This is a genomic window from Geomonas sp., assembly GCF_056994735.1.
Map to the genome: position 1 here is coordinate 1 of NZ_JBXKJL010000129.1, position 9,197 is coordinate 9,197.

Here is a 9,197-nt window from a genome sequence, read left to right on the forward strand (position 1 = left end):
TTTCTTTTTACCACAATATTGTCAGTTTCTTACTTGGTGCCCGGAGCCGGGGTCGAACCGGCACGTCCTTGCGAACGAGGGATTTTAAGTCCCTTGCGTCTACCAATTCCGCCATCCGGGCCGATCCGGTTTTATCCGGTCTACAGGTTGTTTACCCGCTCACGAAGGTCTTTCCCGGTCTTGAAGAACGGGGTCTTCTTGGAGGGGATGCTGACGATCTCTCCGCTCTTCGGGTTCCTCGCCTCGCGCGGCTCCCGATCACGGATGGTGAAGCTGCCAAATCCACGGATCTCGACCTTGTCTCCGGCAGTGAGCGCCTCGCTCATGGCGTCGAAGACCAGCGATACAACTGCCTCGGACTCCTTGCGAGAAAGGACGCCGCGCACTTCAACCAGTTTGTCAATCAGTTCGCTCTTAGTCATATACACACCTCAAAAAATCAGCAATTAAATTACACACCTGTCGGCGAAGCGATTTTTCTATTCCTCGGTGCTTTTCTTCAGCTTCTCTTTCAGCAGATCGCCAAAGCTGGAGGTTGCCTCACCCTGCGAACCAAGGTAGGAAGCCATCTCGGCCTTCTCGATCGCGGACTGCAGCGCCTTGATGGAGAGAGCAATCTTTTTCTCGACGGTGTCGACGCTCAGCACCACTGCCTCGAGTTCGTCGCCGACGTTGGCGAAGTCTTTCGGCGAAGCGACTTTCTCATGGGAAAGCTCGGAGACGTGGACCAGGCCTTCGATCCCTTCTTCGATCTCGAGGAAGACGCCGAAGTCGGTCACGGAGGTGACGCGCCCTTTGACCCTGGAGCCCGGCTTGTACTTCCTGGGGATCTCGTCCCACGGATCGGGCACGAGCTGCTTGATGCCGAGGGACAGCCTCTCGTTCTCGACGTCGATGTTGAGGACGACGGCCTGAACGGTCTGGCCTTTGCTGAAGAGTTCGCCCGGGTGCTTGACGCGGCGGGTCCAGGAGATGTCGGAGACATGGACCAGGCCGTCGATGCCGTCCTCGATGCCGATGAAGACGCCGAAGTCGGTGATGTTCTTGATCTGGCCTTCGATCTTGGTGCCGACCGGGTAACGGTCGCCGATCACGGTCCAGGGGTTCACTTCGGTCTGCTTGAGGCCCAGGGAGATCCTGCGGTTGCCCGGATCGACGCCCAGGATGACGGCCTCGACCTCTTCACCGACCTTGAGGATTTCGGACGGGTGACGTACCCTCCTGGTCCAGGACATCTCGGAGACGTGCACCAGGCCTTCGACGCCGTCTTCGAGGGAGATGAATGCGCCGTAGTCGGTGAGGCTTACGACCTTGCCGCTCACGCGCTCGCCCTCGTGGTAACGCTCGGAGACGTTGAGCCAGGGATCGGGCACGGTCTGCTTGAGGCCCAGGGAGATCTTCCCTTTTTCCTTGTCGTATTTGAGGACCATCACCTTCACGGTGTCGCCCACTTTAACCATCTCGGAGGGATGGCCAAGGCGGCCCCAGGACATGTCGGTGACGTGCAGCAGGCCGTCGACGCCGCCCAGGTCCACGAAAGCGCCGTACTCGGCGATGTTCTTGACCACGCCGTTGACGATGTCGCCTTCCTTGAGGGTCGCCAGGGTCTCGGTCCTCGCCTTGTCACGCTCTTCTTCGAGCAGCACGCGGCGGGAAAGGACCAGGTTGCCGCGCTTGCGGTTCATCTTGAGGATGCGGAACTCGTAGCTCTGGCCTACGAAGCGATCCATGTTGCCGCCGGGACGGAGGTCAACCTGGGAAGCCGGGAGGAAGGCCTCGACGCCGACATCGACGGTCATGCCGCCTTTCACCTTGCCGGTGATCTTCCCTTCGATTACCCCGCCCTCGCCTGCAGCCGCGATCTTCTCCCAGGCAACCTGGGAATCGGCTTTCTTCTTGGAGAGGACCATGTGGCCGCGGATGTTCTCGCCGCGCTCGAAGTAGACGTTGACCTCGTCGCCCACCTTGACGGTCAGCTCGCCGCTTTCGTCGATGAACTCACCAATGCGGATGGCACCCTCGGACTTGTAGCCGACATCGACCAGGACCACGTCCTGCTCGATCTGAACGACCACCGCCTTGACGACCTCGCCGCTCTGCGGCTGCCTCAGACTGTCCTGAAAGAGGTCGGCGAACTCGCCACCCTGCTCCGACTGCTCCAGCTCCTCGTCAGTATCGTGTAACCGCCTAATCGGCATATCTTTTTTCTTGTAAAACTGTTTTTCATCACCCATCAGAGCCTGTACCCCCTAGTTTAATCTTCCATATAAAATCGAGCTAATTTATCACATCTGTGAAAAATTTCAACGTATTTCTCGATCTATTTCCCGTATCCGGTCCATTACTTCGTCGATCAGCCATTTCGGCGTCGAGGCCCCCGCGGTGACCCCCACCTTCTCCACCCCGTTGAACCAGGACGGGTCGAGCTGACAGGCTGTCTCGATGTGGTGGGTGCGCGGCAAGAGCTCCGAGCAGACCTCGGCGAGCCTCTTGGTGTTCGCGCTGTTGTAGCCGCCGATCACGATCATGCAGTCGACCTTGCCGGCCAGAGCCTTGGCCTCTTCCTGGCGCACGGCGGTGGCGTCGCAGATGGTGTGATAGACCCGGATCTCTCCCCCCTTGCTCAGGCAGGCGGTGACCACGGCCTTCAGGTTCTCCGACGACTGCGTGGTCTGCGCGACTACGCCGATCTTGGACATGCGCGGAAGCTGTTCAGCCTCTTCCCCAGACCCGACCACGAAGACCCGCCCGGTGGCATAGGAAACGATCCCCTGCACTTCAGGATGGTCCGCGTCGCCGACCACCACCACGTCGTAGCCCGCCCGGGAGAGGCTGGCGACATGCTCCTGGGCCTTCTTCACGAACGGGCAGGTGGCATCGACGATCTCCAGGTTGCGGCTGACGGCGGCCTCCAGCTCTTCGGCGGCCACGCCGTGGGAGCGGATGATGATGGTGCCGTGCTCGACGCTGTGGACGTCCCCCAGCGCCTTCACCCCCATCTCTTCGAGCCGCTGCACCACCTGCGGCGAGTGGATGATCGGCCCGAGCGTATAGGTCTCGCCGCGCTTGTCGGCGGCCTCGAAGGCGAGATGGGTGGCGCGCTTGACGCCGAAGCAGAAGCCTGCCTGTTTAGCGAGAATTACTTCCATTTGGCTGTTCCTCATAATGACCAACCGTTTGCCGCGGAGAAATTCGGAGAAGATCAGAGAAACCCGATGATGAAGGAGCCTTCTCCGATTTCCTCCGTGGCCAAAGGTTTAGTTTTTTCCGATCCGCTCCCGTACCGTGCGCTCCATGAATTCCAGCACCTCTTCTATGGACAGCGAGGTGGAATCTATGGTGACAGCGTCTTCGGCTCTTCTGAGCGGCGCGTGCTCGCGGCTTGCGTCCTGTTCGTCGCGCTGGATCACCTTGGCGATGGTATCCTCCAGGGTCACCCGCTCACCGCGGGCCGCGAGCTCGAGGTAGCGCCTTCTCCCCCGCTCCTCGGCGCTGGCTGAAAGGAAGAACTTGACCTCGGCGTCGGGGAAGACCACGGTCCCGATGTCGCGCCCTTCGAGAATCACCCCCCCTGCCTGCCCCATGGCCCGCTGCATCTCAAGGAGCGCGTCGCGGACCGGCTTTCTGGCCGAGATGCAGGAGGTGAAGAGCCCGATCTCCTCGGTCCTGATGGCGGAAGATACGTCCTCGCCATTCACCAGAACCCGGCAACTCTCACCCTGACGGAAGAAGCTTATGCTCAGCCCGCGGCAGAGTCCTGCCAAGCCTTGGTCGTCCTCGCAGACGAGCCCCGCACGCTTGGCCATGAGGGCCACGGCCCGGAACATGGCGCCGGTGTCGATATGGACATAGCCCAGGCGCTGTGCCAGAAGCCTGGTGAGACTGCTTTTACCCGCGCCGGACGGACCGTCTATGGCAACGATGACCCCGTTTCCCCTCACTGCAGCACTCAATGCCGGACGACCCCCATCAGGAGTTCGCGAAAGCCCGGGAAGGAGGTGGCGATGCAGTCTACGTCGGAGACGCGGGTCTCCCCTGCTGCGGCCAGTCCCGCGACCATCATCGACATGGCAATCCTGTGGTCGCCGAAGCTCTCCGCGGAGCAGCCGTTGAGGCGTTCCACACCGGTGATCTCCATGCCATCGGGAGTCTCCACGATCTGCACCCCGGCGCGGCGCAGGTTCGCCGCCATGGCGGCGATCCGGTCAGTCTCCTTCACCCGCAGCTCGGAGGCACCGCTCACAATGGTGGTCCCTTCGGCGAGAGCGGCCGCTACACAGATGACCGGGAACTCGTCGATGGCCCGCGGCACCAGTTCGCCGGAGATCTCGATCGCCTTAAGCCTCGAGCTGCGGACGCGGACATCCGCCACAGGCTCGCCAGACTCCTCGCGGGGGTTCAGCAGCTCGATCTCGCCCCCCATGGCCTGAAGGATGTCGATGATTCCGGTCCTGGTCGGGTTGACACCCACGCCGCGGATCAGCAGCTCGGAATCCGGGACGATCAGTGCCGCGACCATGAAGAACGCAGCCGAAGAGATGTCGCCCGGCACCGCTATCTCGCGTCCGGAGAGTTCGATCCCTCCGCTCAACCTGACACCACCGGGGAAGCTCTCTACCGTGGCGCCGAAGTGGCGCAGCATCCTTTCGGAATGGTCCCTGGAGAGGTGAGCCTCGCGGATGACGGTGTCACCATCGGCGTAGAGGCCGGCCAGCATGAGGGCCGACTTGACTTGGGCGCTCGCCACCGGCGAATCGTATTCGATCCCCTTCAGCTTCGAGCCCTGAATCGCCAGCGGCGCCTTGTCCCCTCCCAGGCGACCGTGGATGCGGCCGCCCATCTGGGCCAGCGGTCCGACCACGCGTTTCATGGGCCGGGCCCTCAGGTATTTGTCGCCGGAGAGGATGGAGAAGAAGTTCTGCCCCGCCAGAAGCCCGGCCAGAAGGCGCATCGAGGTTCCGGAATTGCCGCAGTCGAGCACGTCCTGCGGCTCGGAGAGACCGTGCAGCCCTTTGCCATGGATGGTAAGGACCACGCCGTCGTCAACTATCTCGATTCCCATGGCGCGAAACGCCTGCAGCGTCGCGAGGGCGTCCTCGCCGCGGAGAAAGCCGGTGACCCTGGTGATCCCGCAGGCGATGGAGCCGAACATGATGGAGCGGTGAGATATGGACTTGTCGCCGGGGACCTTGATCTCGCCCCGCAGGCCCTTGGCGGTCTGGACGGTATAGCTATTCATAACACCCCTGAGAGTTTGGCTTGTATATCCACAACTTCTAACTGACCGCATGTCGTGCCGTAGGAGCGGCATCTCGCTGTAAGGGTTCGCGCCCGGAGGGCGCTCCTACAGGGACTACCGCTTCCAACTTAGGCATAACGTGGGCTATCCCGTTGTAGGAGCGGCATCCTTGCCGCGAGCGTTCATTACAGAATTGCGTCCCGCTTTTGTTTCGAGTTGAGGAAGAAGGCCTCAAGCCCCTTGCCATCGCCCGCCTCCACCAGCCCGCGCAGCTGGGCCAGGTACCCGGAGAAGAAGTCCATCATCTCCAGGATCGCCTCGCGGTTGGTCAGGGCGATGTCGCGCCACATGACCGGATCGGAAGAGGCGATGCGGGTGAAGTCCCTGAAACCACCGGCGGAAAAGGAGAGGAGGTCGCCGCCGAAACGGTCGTAGCCGTCCACGGCGTTCACCAGCGAGTAGGCGACCATGTGCGGCAGATGCGAGATGGCCGCCACCACCAGGTCATGCTGGACCGGGTCCATGAGCGGCACCGTCGACCCGGCAATCTCCCAGAGTTCCACCACCTTGGCCAGGGCGGCAGGGTCGGTATTGGGGGTCGGGGTAACGATGCAGCGCTTCCCCTGGTAAAGCGTCGCGAAGGAGGCCTCCACTCCGGAGTGTTCGGTCCCGGCAATGGGGTGGCCGCCCACGAAGTAGGTCCCTTCCGGCATCAGCGGCTCGCAGGCGGAAACCACGAATTCCTTGACGCTGCCGCCGTCGGTTACGATGCAGCCGGGAGAGAGAAACGGTGCTATCTCGGCCACCACGGTCGGTATCGAGCAGACCGGCGTGGCCACGAAGACCAGGTCCGCGCCCAGCACCCCCTCCTTGGAATCGAGGCAATACCTGTCCAGTACGCCCAGCTCGACGCCGCGCTTGAGGTTGGCCTCGCCGCGGCCGATGCCGACGACTTCCCCGACCGCCCCTTTTTCGCGCAGGATGCGAGCCAATGAGCCGCCGATCAGACCGACGCCAATGACGGCCATTCGTTTCACGAGAGGCATCGCTACCTTCCCCTCATGAACGGGCCCGCGGATACGACCCCAGGACTTTTACGAATTGGCAGCAGGCGGAAAGCTCCTGCACTGCATCGGCGACTTCCTGGTCGGTGATGTGGCCGGTGAGATCCAGGTAGAATATGTATTCCCATGCCTTGCGCTTCAGAGGGCGGGACTCGATCTTGGAGAGGTTGATGTCGCGCTTGGCGAAGGGCTCCAGCATCCGGTGCAGGATGCCCGGCTCGTCGCGGACCGAGAACATGAGCGAGGTCTTGTCGTCGCCGCACTTGTCGGCGATCTTCCTCCCGACCACCAGGAAGCGGGTGAAGTTGTTGACCTGGTCCTCGATGCGGGCCTTGACCACCTTGAGGTTGTAGATGGAGGCGGCGTACTCGCTGGCGATGGCTGCCGCGGTGTAATCCTCGCCGACAATCTGGGCGGCCAGGGTGGTGGAGGCCACGTCAACCAGCGGAACGTTGGGGAGGTTTTCGGCCAGCCACTTCCGGCACTGGGCCAGCGGCTGCGGGTGCGAATAGACCTTCTTGATGTCCTCGAAGCGGCCGGTGCGGGAGAGGAGGAAGTGGGAGACTTCCAGCAGCACCTCGGCGTTGATCTTGAGCTCGCTCTCCATGAACATGTCGAGCGTGTGGGAGATCATTCCCTCGGTGGAGTTTTCCACCGGCACCACGCCGTAATAGGCCTCGCCCTTCTCCACAGCCTCGAAGACCGCGGGGATGGAGCGCTCAGGGCGGAGCTCGGCGGAAAGGCCGAACTGCTGCATGGCGGCCAGATGGCTGAAGGTGGCGTTCGGGCCCAGGAAGGCCACCTTCATCGGGGACTCGAGCGCCAGGGAGGCGGAGATGATCTCGCGAAAGACGCCGCGCAAGGCATCCGACGGGAAGGGCCCGGGATTGTTTGCAGTCAGGCGCTCGTAGATCTCCCTCTCCCTGCTGGGAACGTGGAACTCGCTGCTGTTGCGGGACTTGATGGACCCGACCTGCATCACGAGTTTCGCCCGCTGGTTCAAGAGTTCGAGGATGCGGTCATCGACCCCATCTATGTCTTGTCGAAGTTTTGCCAGTGTCTGCTTTTCGTTCAAACGGAGGTCACCTTCCAGGCGGGGGTAGTGGCAGTCAGTGAAGTGTGTATATATAAGGCACCGCTGGCAATTTTGCAACGATTTTCTACTGTCATTCAGCTGACCTCCGGGCGCGCCTCCGGGTTCATCGGGTTCATCCTGACGGCAAGGGAGTAGAGGTAGGGGTAATCGTCGTGCAGGTGCCACATGTACGAGATCCATTGGATCAGCAGATGGGTGTGCGCCCGCTTCATGTCGCCCGAGAGATGGTCGAGGTCGGTCTCCGGGAGCCCCTGCAGGGAGCGGCGGGCCTGGAGTTCCTCGCTCAGGTGCAGCACCGCCCAAAGGAGGTCCGTGAAGGAGTCGTGTTCCAGGAGGTTCGGGTTCTCGAGCAGGGTCAGCATTACGCCTTTGCGCTCGACAAGAAAGGATTTGAGGGCTTCCCTGTCCCCGAGCCGGGCATCGAGGTAGACATCCTCGCCTCTCATGAAATCGCGGGCGGAGTCGAAGTCCGCCTCACTCCAATGAACCGTCGGGCGCAGTCTCTTCGAGAGCTCGTGGCCGTCGGAATAGAACGCCATGAACCTGTGGAGGAGTTCGGTGCCGATCTCGCTGAAGAAGACGCCGATGACCATGTTCAGCTTCTTCATCATCGCCTCGCGCTCGCGCTCCTTGAGCACGCGCTCGATCATGAGGGTCACGAAGAGGACGTAGACCGGCAGGAAGGCCACGTTCGACACGAAGCTGAAGGCTATTTCCTCGGGGCGGCCGAAGGCGTAATACTGGCCCAGGTAAAGGATCAGGGAAACGAGCAGGAGGAGCCAGACGATCTTATCGGTGGGGAAACGCAGGAATCTCAAAAAACCCTCCAGGACAAAACAGCTCACGCAAAGAAGCAAAGCAAAGAATCATAAAGCAGAACCATTAGCCACGGAGACACGGAGAAAATCTGAGAGAACCCTTCACCTGAAAACCGGCAACCTAATCTTCCGCTATGAGATTGTCATCCCCGAATGCCCTTATCGGGGATCCAGATTTCACGTCGTTTAGGAGCTGGATTCCCGATCAGAATCGCTTCGGGAATGACAGTTTGGGAAGCTGGCGGAAGATTGGCTGGGCACTACGCAGCGCAGGCCCCCGCCCTAGATTGCCCCGTACTGCGCCTGGTAGTAGTCGCGGTAGGCGCCGGAGGCAACCTCCTGGACCCACTCCTGGTTCGCCAGGTACCAGTCGATGGTTTCGGCGATGCCGCGCTCGAAGGTGTAGGCCGGCTCCCAGGCGAGTTCGCGCTTGAGCTTCGAGGCATCGATGGCATAGCGGCGGTCGTGGCCCTTCCTGTCCTTCACGAAGGTGATCAGCCGCCTGCTCTCACCAGGCGCCCCCTCCAACCGCTCGTCCATCAGGTCGCAGACCAGGTGCACGATGTCGATATTGCGCCACTCGTTGTTGCCGCCGATGTTGAAGACCTCCCCGGTGGCGCCGCACTTCAGCACCCTTTCGATGGCGGCGGAATGATCCTTCACGTGCAGCCAGTCGCGCACGTTGAGGCCGTCACCGTAGACGGGCAGGCTCCGCTTCTGCAGGATGTTGTGAATCAGCAGCGGAATCAGTTTTTCCGGGAAGTGGTAGGGTCCGTAATTGTTGGAGCAGCGGGTGTTGAGCGTCGGGAGGCCGAAGGTCTCGCTGTAGGCACGCACCAGCATGTCCGCCCCGGCCTTGCTGGCCGAATACGGGGAGTTGGGGGCCAGCGGCGTCTCTTCGGTGAAATACCCTTCGGGGCCGAGGCTGCCGTAGACTTCGTCGGTCGATACCTGCAGATAGCGGAAGTTCGGGAACTTCT

The 9,197-nt window shown here is 61.5% G+C and carries 9 protein-coding genes and 1 tRNA gene; all 10 read right to left on the reverse strand.

Annotated features, from left to right (window positions below; genetic code table 11):
- Positions 1-34 precede the first annotated feature (34 nt).
- Positions 35-121: transfer RNA gene (locus AC11W3_RS06155), tRNA-Leu, on the reverse strand.
- A gap of 19 nt (positions 122-140) precedes the next feature.
- Positions 141-422, reverse strand: coding sequence for an integration host factor subunit beta (locus AC11W3_RS06160; RefSeq protein ID WP_484091319.1), 282 nt, complete (start codon positions 420-422; stop codon positions 141-143).
- A 57-nt stretch (positions 423-479) separates the two neighbouring features.
- A complete protein-coding gene (locus tag AC11W3_RS06165) occupies positions 480-2,234 on the reverse strand; it encodes a 30S ribosomal protein S1 (protein ID WP_484092660.1) in 1,755 nt (584 codons plus the stop codon).
- Between the two features lie 69 nt (positions 2,235-2,303).
- Positions 2,304-3,149 carry a 4-hydroxy-3-methylbut-2-enyl diphosphate reductase gene (locus tag AC11W3_RS06170; RefSeq protein WP_484091317.1) on the reverse strand — a complete coding sequence of 282 codons (846 nt, stop codon included), beginning with the start codon at positions 3,147-3,149 and terminating at the stop codon, positions 2,304-2,306.
- Between the two features lie 108 nt (positions 3,150-3,257).
- Complete coding sequence (gene cmk, locus AC11W3_RS06175; RefSeq protein ID WP_484091316.1) at positions 3,258-3,953, reverse strand: (d)CMP kinase; 696 nt, start codon at positions 3,951-3,953, stop codon at positions 3,258-3,260.
- Positions 3,950-5,239: a 3-phosphoshikimate 1-carboxyvinyltransferase gene (aroA, locus tag AC11W3_RS06180; protein WP_484091315.1), complete on the reverse strand. Its 1,290-nt coding sequence runs from the start codon at positions 5,237-5,239 to the stop codon at positions 3,950-3,952. Before aroA ends, cmk begins: the two co-directional genes overlap by 4 nt.
- A gap of 185 nt (positions 5,240-5,424) precedes the next feature.
- Positions 5,425-6,285, reverse strand: coding sequence for a prephenate dehydrogenase (locus AC11W3_RS06185; RefSeq protein ID WP_484091314.1), 861 nt, complete (start codon positions 6,283-6,285; stop codon positions 5,425-5,427).
- A gap of 13 nt (positions 6,286-6,298) precedes the next feature.
- The gene (gene pheA, locus AC11W3_RS06190) at positions 6,299-7,378 is read right to left on the reverse strand and encodes a prephenate dehydratase (protein ID WP_484091313.1); all 1,080 of its coding nucleotides are present in this window, start codon (positions 7,376-7,378) and stop codon (positions 6,299-6,301) included.
- Positions 7,379-7,473: 95 nt separating this feature from the next.
- Positions 7,474-8,217, reverse strand: a complete 744-nt coding sequence (locus AC11W3_RS06195) for a hypothetical protein (protein ID WP_484091312.1) — start codon at positions 8,215-8,217, stop codon at positions 7,474-7,476.
- A gap of 282 nt (positions 8,218-8,499) precedes the next feature.
- Positions 8,500-9,197, reverse strand: a 698-nt coding sequence (locus AC11W3_RS06200) for a dTDP-glucose 4,6-dehydratase (RefSeq protein ID WP_484092661.1), incomplete at its 5' end; no start/stop codon positions are given.